At 56.9% G+C, this 16,933-nt stretch carries 22 protein-coding genes; 16 read left to right on the top strand and 6 right to left on the bottom strand.

The annotated features are described in order from the left end of the window. Positions 1-46 precede the first annotated feature (46 nt). The gene (locus AC0L2C_RS17130; RefSeq protein WP_128246066.1) at positions 47-1,186 is read left to right on the top strand and encodes a hypothetical protein; all 1,140 of its coding nucleotides are present in this window, start codon (positions 47-49) and stop codon (positions 1,184-1,186) included. Between the two features lie 484 nt (positions 1,187-1,670). On the opposite strand, the gene AC0L2C_RS17125 is transcribed toward AC0L2C_RS17130, so the two are convergent. After that, the gene (locus AC0L2C_RS17125) at positions 1,671-2,849 is read right to left on the bottom strand and encodes a tyrosine-type recombinase/integrase (RefSeq protein WP_473523958.1); all 1,179 of its coding nucleotides are present in this window, start codon (positions 2,847-2,849) and stop codon (positions 1,671-1,673) included. A 304-nt stretch (positions 2,850-3,153) separates the two neighbouring features. Here AC0L2C_RS17125 and AC0L2C_RS17120 point away from each other — a divergent pair, with 304 nt between their 5' ends. The 3 genes from AC0L2C_RS17120 to AC0L2C_RS17110 all read left to right on the top strand — a co-directional run bounded on the left by AC0L2C_RS17120 (position 3,154) and on the right by AC0L2C_RS17110 (position 5,354). Next, on the top strand, positions 3,154-3,318 hold the full coding sequence (locus AC0L2C_RS17120; protein WP_473523957.1) for a helix-turn-helix domain-containing protein: 165 nt from the start codon (positions 3,154-3,156) through the stop codon (positions 3,316-3,318). Positions 3,319-3,484: 166 nt separating this feature from the next. Then, on the top strand, positions 3,485-3,742 hold the full coding sequence (locus AC0L2C_RS17115; protein ID WP_473523956.1) for a hypothetical protein: 258 nt from the start codon (positions 3,485-3,487) through the stop codon (positions 3,740-3,742). Beyond that, positions 3,723-5,354 carry a DUF3987 domain-containing protein gene (locus AC0L2C_RS17110; RefSeq protein WP_473523955.1) on the top strand — a complete coding sequence of 544 codons (1,632 nt, stop codon included), beginning with the start codon at positions 3,723-3,725 and terminating at the stop codon, positions 5,352-5,354. The genes AC0L2C_RS17115 and AC0L2C_RS17110 overlap by 20 nt, the downstream gene beginning before the upstream one ends. Before the next feature lie 115 nt (positions 5,355-5,469). On the opposite strand, the gene AC0L2C_RS17105 is transcribed toward AC0L2C_RS17110, so the two are convergent. Next, the gene (locus AC0L2C_RS17105) at positions 5,470-5,790 is read right to left on the bottom strand and encodes a hypothetical protein (protein ID WP_473523954.1); all 321 of its coding nucleotides are present in this window, start codon (positions 5,788-5,790) and stop codon (positions 5,470-5,472) included. Positions 5,791-6,218: 428 nt separating this feature from the next. Here AC0L2C_RS17105 and AC0L2C_RS17100 point away from each other — a divergent pair, with 428 nt between their 5' ends. The 3 genes from AC0L2C_RS17100 to AC0L2C_RS17090 all read left to right on the top strand — a co-directional run bounded on the left by AC0L2C_RS17100 (position 6,219) and on the right by AC0L2C_RS17090 (position 8,317). After that, positions 6,219-7,253: a hypothetical protein gene (locus AC0L2C_RS17100; protein WP_473523953.1), complete on the top strand. Its 1,035-nt coding sequence runs from the start codon at positions 6,219-6,221 to the stop codon at positions 7,251-7,253. Positions 7,254-7,466: 213 nt separating this feature from the next. Then, positions 7,467-8,000: a hypothetical protein gene (locus AC0L2C_RS17095; RefSeq protein WP_473523952.1), complete on the top strand. Its 534-nt coding sequence runs from the start codon at positions 7,467-7,469 to the stop codon at positions 7,998-8,000. Further along, entirely contained in the window at positions 8,000-8,317 is a 318-nt protein-coding gene (locus tag AC0L2C_RS17090) for a hypothetical protein (RefSeq protein ID WP_473523951.1), read from the top strand. The genes AC0L2C_RS17095 and AC0L2C_RS17090 overlap by 1 nt, the downstream gene beginning before the upstream one ends. 37 nt (positions 8,318-8,354) lie before the next feature. On the opposite strand, the gene AC0L2C_RS17085 is transcribed toward AC0L2C_RS17090, so the two are convergent. Beyond that, a complete protein-coding gene (locus AC0L2C_RS17085) occupies positions 8,355-8,564 on the bottom strand; it encodes a hypothetical protein (protein ID WP_473523950.1) in 210 nt (69 codons plus the stop codon). A 43-nt stretch (positions 8,565-8,607) separates the two neighbouring features. Between AC0L2C_RS17085 and AC0L2C_RS17080 the strand changes: the two genes are divergently transcribed. The 5 genes from AC0L2C_RS17080 (at position 8,608) to AC0L2C_RS17060 (ending at position 10,386) form a co-directional block, all read left to right on the top strand. Then, positions 8,608-8,787 (top strand): hypothetical protein, encoded by a 180-nt coding sequence (locus AC0L2C_RS17080; protein WP_473523949.1) that lies wholly within the window; start codon positions 8,608-8,610, stop codon positions 8,785-8,787. Next, on the top strand, positions 8,784-9,296 hold the full coding sequence (locus AC0L2C_RS17075) for an HK97 family phage prohead protease (protein WP_473523948.1): 513 nt from the start codon (positions 8,784-8,786) through the stop codon (positions 9,294-9,296). The genes AC0L2C_RS17080 and AC0L2C_RS17075 overlap by 4 nt, the downstream gene beginning before the upstream one ends. Positions 9,297-9,420: 124 nt before the next feature. Continuing rightward, positions 9,421-9,756: a P27 family phage terminase small subunit gene (locus AC0L2C_RS17070; protein WP_473523947.1), complete on the top strand. Its 336-nt coding sequence runs from the start codon at positions 9,421-9,423 to the stop codon at positions 9,754-9,756. Further along, positions 9,756-10,109 carry a hypothetical protein gene (locus AC0L2C_RS17065; RefSeq protein ID WP_473523946.1) on the top strand — a complete coding sequence of 118 codons (354 nt, stop codon included), beginning with the start codon at positions 9,756-9,758 and terminating at the stop codon, positions 10,107-10,109. The genes AC0L2C_RS17070 and AC0L2C_RS17065 overlap by 1 nt, the downstream gene beginning before the upstream one ends. Continuing rightward, positions 10,099-10,386, top strand: coding sequence for a hypothetical protein (locus AC0L2C_RS17060; RefSeq protein WP_473523945.1), 288 nt, complete (start codon positions 10,099-10,101; stop codon positions 10,384-10,386). The genes AC0L2C_RS17065 and AC0L2C_RS17060 overlap by 11 nt, the downstream gene beginning before the upstream one ends. On the opposite strand, the gene AC0L2C_RS17055 is transcribed toward AC0L2C_RS17060, so the two are convergent. Next, positions 10,383-10,808 carry a hypothetical protein gene (locus AC0L2C_RS17055; protein WP_473523944.1) on the bottom strand — a complete coding sequence of 142 codons (426 nt, stop codon included), beginning with the start codon at positions 10,806-10,808 and terminating at the stop codon, positions 10,383-10,385. The genes AC0L2C_RS17060 and AC0L2C_RS17055 overlap by 4 nt on opposite strands. A gap of 444 nt (positions 10,809-11,252) precedes the next feature. After that, positions 11,253-12,227, bottom strand: a complete 975-nt coding sequence (locus tag AC0L2C_RS17050) for a toll/interleukin-1 receptor domain-containing protein (RefSeq protein WP_473524016.1) — start codon at positions 12,225-12,227, stop codon at positions 11,253-11,255. A gap of 157 nt (positions 12,228-12,384) precedes the next feature. Here AC0L2C_RS17050 and AC0L2C_RS17045 point away from each other — a divergent pair, with 157 nt between their 5' ends. From AC0L2C_RS17045 to AC0L2C_RS17035, 3 genes are all read left to right on the top strand, one after another. Next, positions 12,385-14,193 carry a hypothetical protein gene (locus AC0L2C_RS17045; protein WP_473523943.1) on the top strand — a complete coding sequence of 603 codons (1,809 nt, stop codon included), beginning with the start codon at positions 12,385-12,387 and terminating at the stop codon, positions 14,191-14,193. A 63-nt stretch (positions 14,194-14,256) separates the two neighbouring features. Next, positions 14,257-14,640, top strand: a complete 384-nt coding sequence (locus AC0L2C_RS17040; RefSeq protein WP_473523942.1) for a hypothetical protein — start codon at positions 14,257-14,259, stop codon at positions 14,638-14,640. Between the two features lie 22 nt (positions 14,641-14,662). Further along, the gene (locus AC0L2C_RS17035; protein ID WP_473523941.1) at positions 14,663-14,989 is read left to right on the top strand and encodes a LamG-like jellyroll fold domain-containing protein; all 327 of its coding nucleotides are present in this window, start codon (positions 14,663-14,665) and stop codon (positions 14,987-14,989) included. A 366-nt stretch (positions 14,990-15,355) separates the two neighbouring features. Here the strand turns inward: AC0L2C_RS17035 and AC0L2C_RS17030 are convergent, their stop codons facing one another. Then, positions 15,356-15,544: a DUF1059 domain-containing protein gene (locus AC0L2C_RS17030; protein ID WP_287238124.1), complete on the bottom strand. Its 189-nt coding sequence runs from the start codon at positions 15,542-15,544 to the stop codon at positions 15,356-15,358. A gap of 271 nt (positions 15,545-15,815) precedes the next feature. On the opposite strand from AC0L2C_RS17030, the gene AC0L2C_RS17025 reads away from it, so the two are divergent. Then, positions 15,816-16,733 (top strand): class I SAM-dependent methyltransferase, encoded by a 918-nt coding sequence (locus AC0L2C_RS17025; RefSeq protein WP_287238123.1) that lies wholly within the window; start codon positions 15,816-15,818, stop codon positions 16,731-16,733. Positions 16,734-16,933: the final 200 nt, after the last annotated feature.

Raw genomic sequence — 16,933 nt, 5'->3', positions numbered from 1 at the left:
AGGAAACGACGGGCTTGTTAAATGAGTTTCCCCAAGGGGCATAAATATGGCACTTCACCTTTCGGCGGATGCGGTTCCTGTGGCGGCGGCCCCACAGAAGTATCTTTTTGGTCCGGTCGCTGACTTTCTCATGCTTGGCGGGAGCGCGTTCCTCATCCTGCCGGTCTTGTTTTTTGTCCCTCTTAAATACGAAGGTTTCGTGGGCGCAACGATGTTGTTGCTGGCTCATCTGATAAACCATCCGCACTTTGCCCACTCGTATCAACTTTTCTATCGCAATTTCGGGCGGAAGGTGCGCGGAGACGGATATGACAAGAACCTTCAGGTCCGTTACATCTTCGCGGGCATTGTCGTCCCGCTGATCATGGGCGGTTTTTTTGCTTACGGTTCAATAGCGGGGAATGCGCGCCTGCTGGGGTATGCTGGCAATGCGATGGCCTTTTTTGTGGGCTGGCACTATGTCAAGCAAGGCTACGGCATGCTGATGGTGGACGCCGTATTGAAGCGCAGGTTCTTCAACGAGCAAGACAAGAAAGTGCTGCTGTTCAACGGCTATGCCGTATGGCTGTTCGCTTGGCTTCAGACAAACGCGGTGATCACCGAAAGGCAATTCTGGGGCTTGGACTACTACACATTTGCCGCCCCCTCATGGGTCACCAATATTGCCGTATTTGCCGCCGCTGCTTCCACGGCAGCCACGGTCGTGATGCTGATCAATCGCTGGCGCAAGCATGGTGGCACGCTACCGTACAACGGCGTCGTCGCTTACGTCGTGTCTCTATACGCCTGGATTCTATTTGTGAGGATAAACCCGCTCTGGTTGCTTGTGGTGCCGGCGCTCCATTCGTTGCAGTACCTGGCGGTGGTCTGGCGTTATCAGACCAATGTAGAGCTCGACCGTTCAGATGCTGTTATAGAACCCGAATTCAAGGTCCTGTCCATTATTGGCCCGATGTATAGGTTGCGAGTGCTGGGCTTTATCATCATTGGCAGTATTCTTGGGATTCTCGGTTTCTGGCTGGTCCCGATCGCGTTGTCTGCTTTGATTCCGTATAATAAAGAGGTGCTCGGCTCGTCGCTGTTCCTCTTCATAGCGTGGATATTCATCAACGTGCACCACTACTTCCTGGATAACGTTATGTGGCGACGAGGCAATCCAGAGGTATCAAAATATCTGTTCCGCTAGTCACTTGCCGCGGCAATCTTATGATGGCCACAGATAGCCGGCCGGACCGCTCGCCACATCGGGCGTAAGCATCCGAATTGCACTGCTCGGGCCTATTGCAACGTCCGCGAAAGCGTCTCTCCGATGCCGCAGGCGCTGGTGGTGCCGTTGCTGATCGGTGGCAGCGGCCTCGTCCTAATTCAGTGCTGCTTCTGGTTTTCGCTCTTGCCACGGCTATGGTCGTGAAAAATCCGCTCATGCTGCCCGCGGTGGCTTCGCCATAGCCCGACAGAATCACGCCGCCCGCCAAACCGCCACCCGCTCTAACCCGATACACCCGAGTTATAACGCCGCGTCCGCCACCGGTTTTGCCCCGGTTACGGCGATGGCTCGCTAAGTAATTGAAAAGCGTGGTGATCCCGACAGGAATCGAACCTGTGACCTACAGATTAGGAATGTTTAGCAAAACCGCAGAATACCGCCATTTCTGCGTATCATGCGCCATTCATGCGCCACCAAACACGGCCGCCGCTATCCCGTCCATAACCGATTTGTGGTCGTCGCTGGGGAACATGTGGCCGTAGCGATCCATGGTAACGGCAAGCGTCGAATGGCCGGCGAACGTTTGAACGGTCTTCGGCTGCAGACCGGCCTCTATCCACGTTGAAATTGCGAAATGCCGAAGACCGTGCCAGCCGAACGGTACGAACTTACGGCCTTCCTCTTTTTCCTTTGCCGCAACATCGGCCAGCAACGGGCGGAACTTTCGTTTCATCATTCGAGTGTGTGGCGTGAATCCGCCAAGGGTGTTTGGAAACACCAGATCGTCGTCCTTGCTGAATTTCGAACGCAGGCGCCACTCCTTCAGGGCAGCGACTACCGGCGTGCCTAGCGGCACGGCACGCTTGCCAGCCTTGGATTTGGTAACGTCCAGATTGCCGAAGGCGTCAACGCGCCGATCGACCGTAACCTCGCCGTTCGCAAGATCGAGGTTCCGCCACGGCAAGGCATGAAGCTCGCTTGCGCGAAGACCGCTGGCCGCGGCGAACATTAGCTTCACGCGGAAATCTGCGTCCGCCGCCTTCAGGACTGCGGCTAGTGCTGCCTTGGACGGAGGCACGACCTTCTCCGTTCCTTCGTCGCGCTTGCCTATCACCTTAATGCCCGCAGCGGCGTTGACGGCGACGAGGTCTTCGGAGACCGCATACGATAGGACGCGGGAAAGTGTGCCAAGAATGGCCCGTGTCGTCGGCACGCTTACGCCCGCATCGCGCAGGCTGTCGCGAAATTTGCCAACCGCCCTGGCGGATAACCCGGCCAGTTTCACCGAGCCTATCCCACCTCCGAAATCGACGTTCTGATCGTTGGAGGGCGCGATATAGTTGGCGATGTGGGCCTTGGTGGTTTTGAGGTAAAGAGCCGTTATTTTCTCGTCTCGACGGTGCCGGCCTTCAATGTGCTTGACGTATTCCGCCGCGGCGTCAGCGACAGACGTGTTAGCCGCATCGGCGCGAAAGGTGCCTTTGCTGATCTGCCCTTCGACCTCAACGCGCTTCGCGTCGGCATCGCGCTTCTTGGCAAACTGCTCTTTGTGCCGTTGGCCGTTCTTATCGGTATAGGCCAGCACCCACGCCTCATGGGTGCCGCTCTTGTTAGTCCACTGCCGCTTCCGCACCGTTGCCATTTGTGGCCTCCATATTGGATGGCGCATGAAATAGCATGGCGCACGGCTACCAACAAGTACGCAAATAGAAATACTGGTTAATGATGGACTGATCTTGACAGCAAGGCGAAAACGCCTATAGGTTGAAGCAAGCCGGCGCTTGCAGCCGCGACTCGCTTCTCCCGCCCAAGTTAAAGGCGGCCCTAACCCCTCAATCTTAGCACTTTGGTGTACGCTTCGGCGTACGGAATTTCTGCGCTTTGGCGCCGAAACAAAAGGGGAAATTATGCGCCATTCAAACGATAATACATCTGGCGACCTTCTCATGGGCGCCAGCGCAATCGCGACCGCTCTGGGCATCACGAGGCGGCAGACCTACCGACTTATCTACGACAACATCCTTCCGACTTTCAAACTCGGCGGCACGGTATCCGCTCGCCGCTCATCACTCGATGCCTGGCTGAAAGAACATGAAGCGAGGGCGGCATGACCAAGCCCCTTTCAGAGATGACCCTCGCCGAACTCGACGCTGAACTTGCCGCGGTCCTGGCGGCGCTTGCCTTGCGTAAGAGGCATCGGGAAGCCAAGCACCGCTAACCGACTACAAAAAACACCGCAGATCCAACCGCGGCAACTTCGAAAACGGGAACCAACTCTTGAAAATCCTCAGTATTAGACCGGAGCCGCCAGGCACCGGGAGCGTCATTGCGCGCTTTGACATAGCGCTCACCTCGGAGTGCCGACTTTACGGGCTCAAGCTGGTTGAGAAGCCCGACGGCCGGCGCATGACCTATTCGCCGCAGTCCGGCGGCGTGCGCCTCGCGACCTTTACTCCAGCACTTGCAGAAGAAATCACGCGCGCCGCTGGCGTAGCCCTTGGAGGCCTGAACGCCCATGACTTCTACGCAGACTAAGACAGCACCTTATAAGGTCGGTGACCGCGTAGAGCACGGCTCCACGGGCCACGGCACAGTGGTCAAGATAGTAAAACTTGGCGGTCAGGTTCGTTTCGACATGATGGGCCAGGTCGTTAGCTTCGCTCACATGGAAAACTTGTCGCCATCCGACCGACCGGAGCCACCACAAAAGAAGCGGAAGGCCGCAAACGACGACAATAGCCCCGTCGATCTATGGGCGCGCTACGCTCACCCGCCGTTGCCTTCTGGCCTGCTTCCTTCTGTCATCGAAGAGTACGCCCGCGTTCAAGCCGAGATGATGGGCGTCGATGCTGGCGGGCTTGCCGCTGCGGCCTTGGCCGTTTGTGCGGCAGCAATTCCGGACAGCATCCAATTGAAGGTCAAACGTCATGATGACTGGATGGAATCGCCGCGAATTTGGGTCGCGTTGATCGGCAGCCCGAGCACTAAGAAAAGCCCACTCATTGCCAACGCCACGGCTCCGCTGAAGAAAATCGACCGTGAACTCTATCGCGCTTACGTCGAAGCCAAGTCTGAGTACGATGGACTTGATAAGGAACTGAAGAAGTCCGCGACGGCACCAAAGCACGTTCGGCTACGCCTCGAGGACACCACCATTGAGGCGGCGCAAGAAGTTCTGAAAGACAGCCCGAACGGCGTTCTCTGCCTTCAGGATGAGCTTTCTGGCTGGTTCGGTTCCATGGACAAATATTCGGGAAACCGAGGCGCCGCGAAAGACCGCGCCTTTTGGCTTCAGTCATTCAACGGCGGAAATTACACCGTCAATAGGATTGGTCGGGGCGCTGTCTGGATTGACAACCTTTCCGTCTCAATGCTTGGCGGGATCCAGCCGGAGCCGATGCGGAAAGTGGCGAACGATGCCGTTGATGACGGCTTGCTCCAGCGGCTCTTTCCTATCGTGCTGGGCAACGCGTCTATCGGGAAGGATGAGCCGACACCGCCCGTAGTTGCAACGTACGCAGCAGTTGTCGACAGGCTCCATGGTCTTGGCAAACCATTAAGCGGGATGACCGAGGTGCCATTGCGGTTCGACAAAGGCGCGCAAAGTTTGCGCAACGAACTGGAGGCAAAGCACCATGCCATGGCCACGGGCTGGGAGGCGGTGAATAAGAAACTTGCCGCCCACATTGGAAAGTATGACGGACTGTTCGCTCGCCTCTGCGCCATTTGGCACTGCATCGAGTCGACGGGAAGCCGTCCCGCATCGGAAGTAAAGGAGGACACTGCGCGCCGTGTTGCAGCCTTCCTACACGACTTCCTGTTTCCTCACGCCATCGCCTTCTACGCGGACGTGCTCGGCCTCTCTGAGCGCCACGACGCATTACTGGCGACTGCTGGCTGGATACTCGCACACCAGCCAGCTAGCGTCACAGTTCGGAGCGTGCGCCGCGGCGATAGCGTCATGCGAGCAATGGACAATCATGAAGCGCAATCGGTGCTGGAACGGCTCGACGCCTTCGGTTGGCTGGAGCCTGCACCGATGTCAGGCGTGACAGCTTGCAATGGAACGTTCGACCCGCCGTGCATACGCTGTTTGCGTCTCGCGCCACGGAAGAGGCGGAACGCAGGCGGAAGGTTCGTGAGGTAATCGCGGACGCCGGGCGATTAAAGCAGGCAGCTTAAAGGCAAGTGTCACCGAGTGGCCCTTGTGCGCGTGAGACAGAAACCATCTTCGTTCGCTTTTATCTATATTCGGACGTTGATTATTCTATCGCCTCACGCACGCAAGGGACGGTTGGTGACGCATTTTCAACCAGAGGAGAACACAACGAATGGAAACTGAAGTGATACCCTTGACCAATCAATTTGATGCCATCGCTCCAGACACCGGAAAGACCGTCAAAGTCGTTGGCGTAGATATGAGCGACCCACATGTTCGGCCAAAGCTTATCTGCCTGGTGACTGACGTAAGCGGCACGCATGTCGAGGTTTACGACCGCGTGAGGAATAAGCGGCCTGGCGCATAAACGATGGAGCGCGCAGATGAACATCACAGCCCGATCGACCAGCACAACGTCGACCACGGAGTCTGCCAAACCATATCGCGGCCGGCGAATGTCATGGGAGGAGTTCCGCAAGCTCATGAAAGAGGCCGCGAATGATAACGAACAGAGGGGTACTGCAATCGCTGCTGATGTCGAACGCCGCACCACGTGGGCCAGGAACGACGTTAAAAAGGTCTGACAAATGGGTCATCAGTTATGACCAGCAAATAGCGCCACGACCACCACGACGTAGGACACTGCAACCATCAAATATGCAAACTGGAGGAAAGTCATTCTGGTCATCCTGATTGAGAACGACCTTCCAAATATTCGCATAATTTCGGTCCCGCAACGGGATAATTTTGACGACGGGTCTAGCCCCTCGATCAGAAAAATTGAACCTGACCCGCACATCGCGGAAACGGACTGCCCGGCCTGGCCGGTTCCTCCTATTGGGATGACCACCCATGACCAACCCAAAAAAAGCAGAAGACTTCACGAGTTTGGCCGACCGCCGCACCTGGGTGGACGGCTTGCCAGACGATCGCGTTCGCATCACCACCACGCCCACACAGAAGCGCCTAAAGGCTGTAAACGACAACATGCGGCTTGCCGCCCTTGAGGCTGTGGACGCGCTTTTGGCACCGCACGTGTCCGATTGCCTGCCAGATCCCTTCGAGACACTGGACAAGGAAGCCGTCGGCGCAGGATGGCGCATGCGGCCCGAAATCCAAGAGATCAAGCGCGCAATGATTGGACGTGTAGCTGTACGCACTGGTCATGGCCGGACACACAGCGAGCGGTGGCGACATCGCACCTGGCACATTGGCGCTTTGACGTTCACCATGTCCGAGCGTAGCGAGCGCGGGCCGGTCCTTGCCTTGGGAAAGGTAGTGACGGGCGATATTAGGGTACCGGCCGGCGCCATGATCGGGCGCGGTCTCAGCAAGAAAGGCACATTGAAGCCTTCGGAGTATCGGACGTTCGAAAAGCCAGCCACCAAGACCAGCCGCAGCGCAGGGCGCGTCCGGTCGTATCTTGAGCTTGCCGGTGAGTGGGAGCCTGAGCCGTTCCGGCGAGCGCCAATTGAGCCGTTAGGTGCAGGGCGCACGCCGTTCTTCTACGGCGTGGAAGATGGTGCTGCGGCCAGGTCCGATATGTTAGCCGCGGCATACGCCAACACTCCCGTGCCCCCAGCGATCACCTACCTTCCAACAGGCTATGGTGACCCTGATGGTTTTATAGGCGGCGTGTCTCGGCTCCACGGTGGCGGCTCCAGCCATGACGGACATGCCAAGCGCGCGTCAGACGAGGCGATACGCGTAATTGTGCAGAAGTGGTTAGCAGCGAACCTTGACGGCGATGACATGCGCATCCTGTCGCTCGCAACCAGCAGCGCAACGGCAGCCGATGCCGGAGCTGACCTTGGCATGACGCGGCAGCGATATGTGCAGGCCGCAAACGACGCACTGAAAAAGGTGGCTAAGTTGCTGGCCGCGTAACACAACGTGCCAGAAATCCGGTTTTAGCTTGTAGAGATAGAAATACCCCCACGAGTTTCCTTTGCGCACGGCGCCTCGTCATCGTCTTGCGTCACGCGCTCTTTCGCTCAGTAGGCGAGAGCGCGGTTAATTGCACCGTCCAGTCACCGATCTGGACGGTGTTTTTTTGCCAATCACTCACGCAATTTCAAACAATGAAAGGAGAGCCAATGCATGGCCACCCTGAACGCTAGCTTGATCGCGATCGAGCAATGTTTGGGATTCCCACAATCCCGCAGCCGAACCGTTTCCCGCCGTCTCCAAGAGCGGGGCGTTATTCCAATTGGCGCTCCCGGCGTCGCGCCGGAACTCGAGGCGCATGACGTGGTCTCGCTAATTGTCGCGCTTGCCGCTGACACGGCCTTGCACGAGGCGCCAGATGCGGTTGAGCGCTACCGGGCACTCACGCCTGGTGGAGTCGACCTAACTGCCGCACCGGCCAGCATCGACACGGCCGGCCGCGCGCTCGACATCATGGCCGATATCGCGGTTCACGGTAGCGCGGATCTCTTGCGCCGCGACCGAATCGAAGTCGTTAGTAACTGGCCTGAGGTTGTCATCGCAGACGGCACGACGGGCCGATTGTCTCGTTTTGCAGAGACTGGCGCCTTGGCTTCGAATTGGCAGCACGCTGGCCACCGCAAGAGCACGACCATTACCGGCAGCGCATTTGTCGACGCCGTCCGCGACCTGTTTGGAGGCAAATAATGCCCATCTTCAACAAAGCAAAGCCGCGCCCCGTCAATGACCCGCGCCCGCCGCGCGTCGCGCCCAAAGCTGACGGCTACCGGGTGCCTTCACAGGCGGAATCGCTGCCCGATCTAGGTGTTATCGTAGAAAAAGAAACCGGCATCAGCGATGCAGTCCGTGGAGGTCGCGCCGAGCTTAAGCTCCTCGAACGGGAGTTGGCCATCGATGACACGCCCGAGGTGCATCCTGACGTGGCTGCGTTGCTCGGCGACGCCCCCTCCACCAAGGCAATGAAGCGCAAGGCTATCGCCGAGACGCGCCATCGCCGTTGGTGAGACCGCCCTGGCAGAGATTCAAAAACGCCGCCTGGCGCTAGAAACCAAGGCCAGCAAGGCCGTCTGCGATGCAGTGCGGCCAGAGGTTGCCAAGCGTGTTGCAGCCCTCGTTGCTGCCCTGCAGGCGGCCGACGTGGCGCACGGCGAACTCAATGAACTGATCCTTGCCATCGAGGCTGAAGGTGTTTCTTGGGCCTCGCTTGGGCCGGTCCGCCCGTTCTTCATGGGCGACCATCGCGATGCGCAACGTAGGGTCGCCGTATACATCCGCGAAGCACGGGAGGCCGGATATGTCGCGTAACATAGAGAAGGCCGACACGGCACGCACCCGCAGCGCCAGCAAATCCCGTCGCATCAAACTGCCAGGCAAGCCGCTGGAATTTGCGGATACGGATCCGATCAAGATTGCCCGTGAACTGCTGGCACAGTCGAAACTTGGGCGAGCCGAAGCCAAGCTGGAGCGCAAATGACAGACAACGTGATCTCCGGTTATTGCGTGATGTTCGATTCTGAAACCGTGATAGCCGGCGAGTTTCGTGAGCGCATAGCGCAAGGGGCGTTCACGCGTACGCTTAAGGATATGCCGGATGTCGTGGCCATCCTCAGCCATGACAGCGGGCGCGTGCTTGGCAGAGTATCGGCAGGCTCACTCACCCTTCGTGAGGACCGCATCGGTTTGTGGTTTAGTCTGGATGCTGACCCGACCACACCCGAAGGACAGACTGCACTCGGCACAGTCAGACGGCAGGATGTCAAAGGTTGTAGTTTTGGCTTTCAGGTGCGTGCGGAAGAATGGTTGGATGGCGGCAATAGGTTGCCGCTTCGGACTATTACCGACGTCGATCTATACGAGATCACGTTGACCGCGTTCCCGGCTTACGAATCAACGTCAGCTGCACTGTCACGTGCCTCCACCAACGCAGCGTCCGCGCTTCGTCGCAAGGCCGAGGCAGCACACCGTTTGCGTGGCATTCACTAACCCCCCAAGGGGGTATCTCGAGACCTGGCGCCGTCAACACCGCCGACCGCTCGCATCCCACTACGCATATGCGTCCTGCCCCGAATCGTTTCGGTTTTTCCCCCTAAAACAGTGAGTAGACTCCATGTCGGAACACAAGATTCCGGCCCATTTGGATGCGGCAACGCGCAAATGGGTCGCCGGAATTATCGAGGATTTCGATCTCGAAACTTACCACTTTAAGATCCTTGTGAAAGCTGCCGAGGCGCACGACCGCGGCGAGGAAGCTCGCAAGATTCTTAAAGCGGACGGCATCGTCATCACCGACCGCTTCGGCACCAAGAAGGCGCACCCGGCCGTTGCTATCGAACGGGATGCGCGCGTTGCTTTCATGCGCGGCGTGCGTGAATTGGGCCTGGACCTCGACACGGTAGATGCTCCCCGCGCACCGCGTACTCGTGATTACGGGAGTCGCGCCTAATGCCGGTCCGACGCAAGACGGATCGGCGCCGCTCCACGGTCCCTCCGTGGGATGTCGAACTTGATCTATCCATCGGCTGGCTTTCCAACCGCACAGACGAGGCCATGCGCAGCGAATGGGATCGGTATCGCGATTACATGCTTGAGCAGAACGCAATTTACCATCCTGGCGGGCGTCCATATGCGTGGTGGGTATTCGACCGCGACATGCCTGCCCCATGGATACACGATCAAGCAGATGCACTTCTTGAGATGGGCGAAATGGGCGCAGACGAAATGGCCGCAGTGAGGAAATTATGGGCTGGCGCGCCTAGCGCACCTAAATTCATGCAGGGGGCAGACAATGCCAGTTAGACGCAGAAAGGCCAAGGCCAGGCCGGACGAGGCCAAGGCATGGCTCATGTATTTCATGAGCGGATACGACTTCTTTGAAGAGCTAGTCGAGGCTGGCGTGGTCGAGGACCGTCGCAACGTCCCTCGCGAACTCGCCGAGGAAACTTGGCGCCGCATCGGTCACGATGTGCTCGATTACATGGCTGAATTCCATCGCGGGTATCATCCGCCAGAGCGCCCTATTTTTGCGGAGCGGGAATTCGGGCCGCCGGGTAAGGTGAAGCGGCGTGCCGGCTAAAGCTGGGGCTTGATAGCGTTATACACTTGGTTAAGTTCGTGCAAAGTATGGCCTCGCCATTGGCGGTAGTCTGCAGGCCCTGTTTCAACGACTTCTGTCCAGCGATCATGCCAGTCGGATGCTTCGCCAACAAAAACGGCAGGCATTCCATCTTCAAACTGATCTGCGGTGATGTCGATAATCAGACCTTCACCAATAAGCCATGCGTGAGATTCGTTGCCGCCATCCTTGTGAGTGAGGCCGCAAACATAGCTGAAGTTACCCAGCTTATGGTCCGCTAATGCGGCGCCGAGGAGGAGGCACGCATCTCCGCACGCCCCGCGGGGAAACAATTTCAGTCCTACCGGTGAATCTTCGGGGTTGAGGCCTTGTAGCGCTGCACGAACTCTCTCGGCACATTCTCTGATCTGTTCAACGGACATATCTTGTTATGCGAAAACTACGTGTCCCGCATTCCGTGCGGCTATCAAACCCATTTCGGTTGCAGAAAATTTCGCGGAATTGTGAACCTTAAGGAACGCTACTCCATTCAGTCTTGCCGCGATAGCGCCCAGATCCGTAGCGGAAAACTGTGCGCCGTCGACTTCCAGGCTACCTCCTCTTGCTGCAACGCTACCTAGCTCCGTTGCCGATAAGTGCTTTATCATTTTCCAGACTCCCTCAATTTATGAAGCTTGCCTTATCTCGCGCCAGAGCCGGTCGACCACGATCAACTCCACCCCCGCCTAACATCAGTTCTATGGCACTGCGGACAGGCGATAGACGAATAATGGCGGTGCTCGCGGCGCGCGTCTTCCTTCTCCTTGTCGGTGAGAACATCCGCCTCGAACTGATGGCCGCAGTTCAAGCATTGGAGCTTACGCGTCTCACTCATAGCCGATGCCCACGCGTTCCACGAATTGATCCCACAGTGCTTCTGCCGCCTGTTGGTGCGTTAGTTTGGACTGGCCCCGAATGAAGCTTTCCATCGTCAAGTACATGTTATAGTCGTCAGCATCTACGCTGATAGTACCATTTGAAGTGTTCCTCTCCGCGAAAGCCTCAAAGACATAATTTATTCCGCCAAAATGACTCTTCCCCTTGCTGTTGCGAACGGTTATTGCGGCTTCCGCGTTACGCTTACCCCTATTGACGACCACGCACGTAAATGCCGTAGCATCCATCCGATCGAACTTTGCCTTAAGGATTCCGTCACCTACGGAATTGAGCTCCCGGCACGAGGCTTCAAAATAATTGAAAATTATCTCGAACGCCTGGTCTTGGAATTCGGTGCGTTGGATAGAGTCGAAATCCTGCTTGATCTTTGGTCGTCGAACTGGAGCCGCCACCGCGGCAGATGACGCATTGTCGCGACCACTATCAGCTATGCCCAGATCCGATATAACCCGTCGCAACCCGGTTACAACGTCCATATAGGCTATGTTTTGATTGGCGAAATCTGATATCGCGCGCCCGTCCTTCGGCAGTGCCAAGTATTGAGAAAAAGGGGAGCTTAGCCAATCGCAGGGTTCTAGAATAATCGGTATAATCCTGATTTTTCCTGCCGCCGCCAATTCCTGCGCACGCATGAATTCTTTCTCGTAGCAGTAGTCAGAAGCAAGGTAGTCAGGGCTAAGGAGTGCGAGAAATAGGCTGCTTTCGTTGAGGCTGCTCGATATTTTATCGCCCACCTTTTGTCCCGGCAAAATCTCGTTATCTGACCAATCGTCAAGCCCTTCGCGTCTGAGCATGGCGAGATGCCTGTGCAGGCGCTCTAGCGCCTTCTCATCGGCATGCGAGTAGGAAATAAAAGCGCGGACCATCAATTTTGCGTTTTCTTGTTCAGCGAGCCGCTTCGGCACAATCAAGTATCACGCTCGACAGAACAACTTAGCAATAGCTGTGCTGCTTTGTACGGCTTTTTTCACAAGGAATATTAGGATGACCAACACACAACGCGCTGCCTCGGCGCGAACGCATCGCCGTGCTCGAGCATTCCTAATCGGAGCGGGGCAGTAGATGGCACTATCCTATTCCTACAAGAAACCGAGTTACGGTGGCTGGGGCGGCTCTGGCGGAGGCACATCATCGCCTACCGTTCCGGAAGTGCCCACCGTCCAGACCACCTTGCCGACGTCGGCCTACGGTCAGACTATTCCGGTCGTTTACGGCAAGTGTCGCTTGCCGGCTGCTTACATCTGGGTGCCGCCAATCCTGACAATTACATCGTCGCACATTGAGTATTGGGACACCGTTACCAAAACCACCGCCAAGATGTCGGCGCGGTTGCGCTTTGCTCGACCGCTCGTGCCTGATTCGACTTGGAAGATGCGCAAGCTCTATGCGAACGGAAAGCTCATCTATGACGGCAGCGTCGGATACCGCCAGAAGGGCCTGAAATTCACCGTCTACGACGGTCGCAGTACCCAGCCGCGCGATCCCGCGATGGTCCGCGAGGAAGGCGAAACAAACGTTTCTGCCCATCGCGGCTATCTCGATATCGTGGTCGTTGATTTCGACATCGTCGGCTTGGGTGCGCCTCCTGTTTTTGAGGCCGAATGGATTCAGGACGGCGCAACAACTCACGACTATGATACGTTTTCGACGCTAAGTTCAGTCGCCGTCAATGACATCGTTCCGGTCTGGGAAGACTTGCTGTTTTTTGGGTACACGGAACCCGGGAGCTCGGTGCGCCAGTTTTCTCTAGGCGCGCTGCGGGAATATTTCTCGATATCGCAGGATGAGTTTTCCTTTCTGTTCCATGGCTGGCGCTATAGCCGGAACCTGAATCTGCTGATTTACATGGGGCAAGACGGCGGTGGGAACTGGAAGCCCTATCTCACCAGCCCCACCAGTAGCGGGATCATCGCCACGGGGGCCAATGTCGGCTCCGTCCTCGCTGTCCTCGGGACCGTTTGCCTGATCGATGGGCCGAGCAACGCTTTATACGTCGGGTTTACCGATGACCAGCAGCTATTCGTCTACCTCGCCGATGCAAGTTCCCTCTTGCAGACGTTCGATTCCGGCGTGGCATGGGGTGGATACACAAAGTTCGAATGCATCACGCCTGGTGAAGTACGAGGCAGCGAATTCGATGTTTGGCTTTGCGCCGATACCGATCTGGTTAAGCTGACTTTCACTGCTCAGGGCACCTTCAAAAGCTCCACTGTCGTCGCCACCATCAGCGACGATCTGCGCTATGCAGTCCATGACGATGGCGATCTAATTGTCTGGACCGATGCAGCTACGGTAAAACGTGTGAACGGAACGACTGGCGCAATCGAGTTCACCAAGACTGTTCCCTACCAGATCGAGACCTACTCAAGCCGCGAGCTCGGCGACCCAGACCTCCAGCGCCTAACCGACGAACTCTACTTCGTTGCCAGCAGTACCTCTTACTTCACCAACCTTCAGACTGGAGAAACCCGATCCATTAGTGGTGCGACCAGCGACCCACAGACCTTTTATTACGACGGCCAGACCGACACTCTCTTGACCAAAACCGGCCTTGGCGTCCCGCAGCGTCTACGGATCATCTCCGAAGATGGAACGCAGCGCCAGCTTTCGGATTTCCTAGAAGCTCTGATGGAGGCTGGCGGCTTCGAGTCCTCCGAAATCGACACCATTAACATTGATGACGTGATCGACGGCGCAGTTATCGACGTCACTGCTGGCGTGCGGGATATCGCACGTTCAGTCTGCGAGCCGTATTCGATCGCGGTATTTGAGCGCGCCGGCCAAATCGTCTTCAAGCGCGCCTTCACAGACGGAGCGTTCGCTATCGATGCCACGATCTCTGCAGCGGGAGACGTAGCGGACGCCGCGTGACCCTCGCCGTTCCATCACAATTTTGAACGGAAAACCCAAATGTTACCAGGAATTTGCAACGCAATGATGATTATCAATCCATCCAGATTCTCAGGCGGCGGCGGCGGTGGCGGCGATCCGCATTTCGCAAACGTTGTTCTGCTGTGCGGTTTCGATGGCGCCGACGGCTCCACTACGATGACGGACGAAAGCCAGGCAGGCCGTACGCTGTCAGTCTTTGGCAACGCGCAGCTCGATACCGGCGTAGCGCCACCGTTCGGAACGTCTTCGCTCCTGCTCGACGGTACAGGTGATTACCTGACCACTCCCGACAGCGAGGACTTCAATTTCGGGACCGGCGATTTCACCATCGAGATGTTCGCCCGCACTGCCGCGACCGCGAACAGCAACTATCTGCTCACGCATGCAGGCTCGTCGGGCAATATTTCCTACACATGGCGGGTGTAATGCGGCCAACCAGCAGGATGTCGTGTGGTCGATAAACGGCATCGGCACATTCAACTTGGTTGGCGCAAGCGGCGGCGTGCCCCTCACCACCTGGAAGCATCTGTGCTTTGAACGGTCGGGCTCTAAGCTTCGCCTCTATGCGGATGGAGTGATGGAGACGAGTTCGACCACGATCGGTGCGAATGCGCTTTTCAACTCATCCGCCGTCTTGGCTATTGGGATGAGATCCACGTCAACCACCAATGGTTTCAATGGCCATCTGAAAGAGCTTCGCATCACCAAGGGAGTGGCGCGCTATAATTCAGACGCCGGCTTTACAGTGCCAACAGCGGCGTTTCCGCGAAGCTGATGAGCAGCAAGGTGAAAAAATGTCGGGGGCAGCCAGGACTACGCGGCCTGAGGCTGTTCGACAGACCTCGCGCCTGACATCGCAATCAGCCGCGCAGCGGCGATTGCGCCCACAACCATGAAGGCAGCCGTCACGGTAAAGAAGATCGAGGACGCGAGAACAGTCCCGTCCTGTACATAACAACTTGCGAATTCCATAACGCTACCCCTCCCCACCTAATCCCGATCCAGCGGCCCAACACCCGCTCTGCCAACTAAGCATGATCTTGATTCAAGAGAAATACAAGTGATCGCTAATGTCGGTAGTGGGTCAGTTTGAAAGGAAGCCGAGAAGCCCGATAGTGCGCGGTCCCTACAAGAAGCGAGCCTAACTCGCGACAATCAGCTTCTGGACTTGGTCTCGGTCCTCTTTCGACCATTGCTTTGGGTCCTCGCCGTGGGCAACTTCGGCGTGAAGCTCGGCGTGTTTCATGACCTCTGACGCGCTCTCTGCCGTGAAGCTTGCAGGACAAGCCTCCATCCCTGGATAGTCCCTGCACCGATACGTATAAGCCATCGCTGCCTCCATTGTACGAACAGCCGCACTTCGCGCCTACCGCGACTTGATAGGGCGGCCCGACAGCCGCTGCGGGAGTAGGCAACCGACCGCCGGGCCTAACCGGCGGGGGTATGGGCCGTGTCCGCCGGCTGGGACGAATAATAAGCCGTTTCATGCAACATTACTAATTTAGTAAAATGGTCACGTTCCGTTCCCCTAGCCACCAGATGGGACGGGCCTAGACTCGAATTTGTGCGTAAACCATCGATCAGAATTGGAGGCTGCGCAAATGAACCTCATTGAACAACTAGCTCGTAAACTAAGTCAGGATCGTCGCGCAATGGCGCTGATGGAAAAGCTAGCTGGGCAGTTAAGTAAAACCAAGCGTTTCAAGCTGGCGACCGAGCAACTCAGCCGAGAACGTCCCGGCAGCTCGGCCCAATTCATCCCCTTAGCCAGACACCATAACGTCTTGTTTGTTTGTCCCTCCCAGTCAAAGAATGCCGCGCCGGTTCCACCTCAACATCTGTGGGAAGGATACGCCCAGACTGAATTAGACTATTTGAAATGCGGACAAGATGACGTGGCACAAATGCTTTGCATCCTCAATGAAGTCGGGCAACCGCCTATTCCGTTGACACGCGTGCTCGATCTCGGATGCGCCAGTGGCCGCATGCTGCGATTTCTTCCGCGAGACGAGACATCAGAGCATTGGGGCCTCGACATTAATGCCGAGCATATCGCCTGGTGCCAGGAACACCTTAATCCGCCGATGCTCTTCGCAACCAACACCACAGCACCGCATCTTCCATTTGAAGACAGCACCTTCGACTTGGTTTACTGCGGATCGGTTTTCACGCATATATCCGAATTGGCTGAGGCGTGGCTCCTCGAAGTTCGGCGCGTTCTCCGTCAGGACGGTTACGCATATATCACCATTCATACTCGGCAGACGATTGATCTTCTGCGAACGAAGTATCGCGATGATCCACTTTTCTCTAACCTACTTGCAGAACTGAACTCCAACTGCGCCGAAAATAATCCTGATGGAGTCGAGTGGTCGGTGTTTACCTTCGGCGCTGACCCGAACTCTCAGGTGTTTTATGACGTCCCTTCCTTGGAGCGGCGGTGGGGCCGGATCATACCAGTTCTCGCTGTGAAGGAGCAGGCGCACGATCATCAGGCCGCAGTGGTTATGCGAAAATGAGATATACAGCCGCCGTGATGTCGAAGGACGCTGAAGTTGCGGCGCGGCAGAACGCGAGCCCGGCAAGCCAGCCTTTGCCCTGATGGCCGAACGCGGCACTGGCCGCTATATCGGCAGCGCGTTTGACCTGCCACGGGTAATTTCCTCCATCTGAGATTAGAGTCCGGCCTCGATTGAAGGACGGACTGATGAAGAGAAAG

The organism is Mesorhizobium sp. WSM4845 (genome assembly GCF_055811455.1).
This window is presented reverse-complemented; position numbering and strand designations above follow the sequence as displayed.

Excerpts from the sequence above, each read along its gene's own strand:
- AC0L2C_RS17095 (WP_473523952.1), top strand. The coding sequence starts at position 7,467 with ATGGCCACCCTGAACGCTAGCTTGATCGCGATCGAGCAATGTTTGGGA.
- AC0L2C_RS17070 (WP_473523947.1), top strand. The coding sequence starts at position 9,421 with ATGTCGGAACACAAGATTCCGGCCCATTTGGATGCGGCAACGCGCAAA.
- AC0L2C_RS17130 (WP_128246066.1), top strand. The coding sequence starts at position 47 with ATGGCACTTCACCTTTCGGCGGATGCGGTTCCTGTGGCGGCGGCCCCA.
- AC0L2C_RS17045 (WP_473523943.1), top strand. The coding sequence starts at position 12,385 with ATGGCACTATCCTATTCCTACAAGAAACCGAGTTACGGTGGCTGGGGC.
- AC0L2C_RS17040 (WP_473523942.1), top strand. The coding sequence starts at position 14,257 with ATGATGATTATCAATCCATCCAGATTCTCAGGCGGCGGCGGCGGTGGC.
- AC0L2C_RS17125 (WP_473523958.1), bottom strand. The coding sequence starts at position 2,849 with ATGGCAACGGTGCGGAAGCGGCAGTGGACTAACAAGAGCGGCACCCAT.
- AC0L2C_RS17055 (WP_473523944.1), bottom strand. The coding sequence starts at position 10,808 with ATGTCCGTTGAACAGATCAGAGAATGTGCCGAGAGAGTTCGTGCAGCG.
- AC0L2C_RS17065 (WP_473523946.1), top strand. The coding sequence starts at position 9,756 with ATGCCGGTCCGACGCAAGACGGATCGGCGCCGCTCCACGGTCCCTCCG.
- AC0L2C_RS17075 (WP_473523948.1), top strand. The coding sequence starts at position 8,784 with ATGACAGACAACGTGATCTCCGGTTATTGCGTGATGTTCGATTCTGAA.
- AC0L2C_RS17100 (WP_473523953.1), top strand. The coding sequence starts at position 6,219 with ATGACCAACCCAAAAAAAGCAGAAGACTTCACGAGTTTGGCCGACCGC.
- AC0L2C_RS17030 (WP_287238124.1), bottom strand. The coding sequence starts at position 15,544 with ATGGCTTATACGTATCGGTGCAGGGACTATCCAGGGATGGAGGCTTGT.
- AC0L2C_RS17090 (WP_473523951.1), top strand. The coding sequence starts at position 8,000 with ATGCCCATCTTCAACAAAGCAAAGCCGCGCCCCGTCAATGACCCGCGC.
- AC0L2C_RS17060 (WP_473523945.1), top strand. The coding sequence starts at position 10,099 with ATGCCAGTTAGACGCAGAAAGGCCAAGGCCAGGCCGGACGAGGCCAAG.
- AC0L2C_RS17110 (WP_473523955.1), top strand. The coding sequence starts at position 3,723 with ATGACTTCTACGCAGACTAAGACAGCACCTTATAAGGTCGGTGACCGC.
- AC0L2C_RS17080 (WP_473523949.1), top strand. The coding sequence starts at position 8,608 with ATGTCGCGTAACATAGAGAAGGCCGACACGGCACGCACCCGCAGCGCC.
- AC0L2C_RS17025 (WP_287238123.1), top strand. The coding sequence starts at position 15,816 with ATGAACCTCATTGAACAACTAGCTCGTAAACTAAGTCAGGATCGTCGC.
- AC0L2C_RS17120 (WP_473523957.1), top strand. The coding sequence starts at position 3,154 with ATGGGCGCCAGCGCAATCGCGACCGCTCTGGGCATCACGAGGCGGCAG.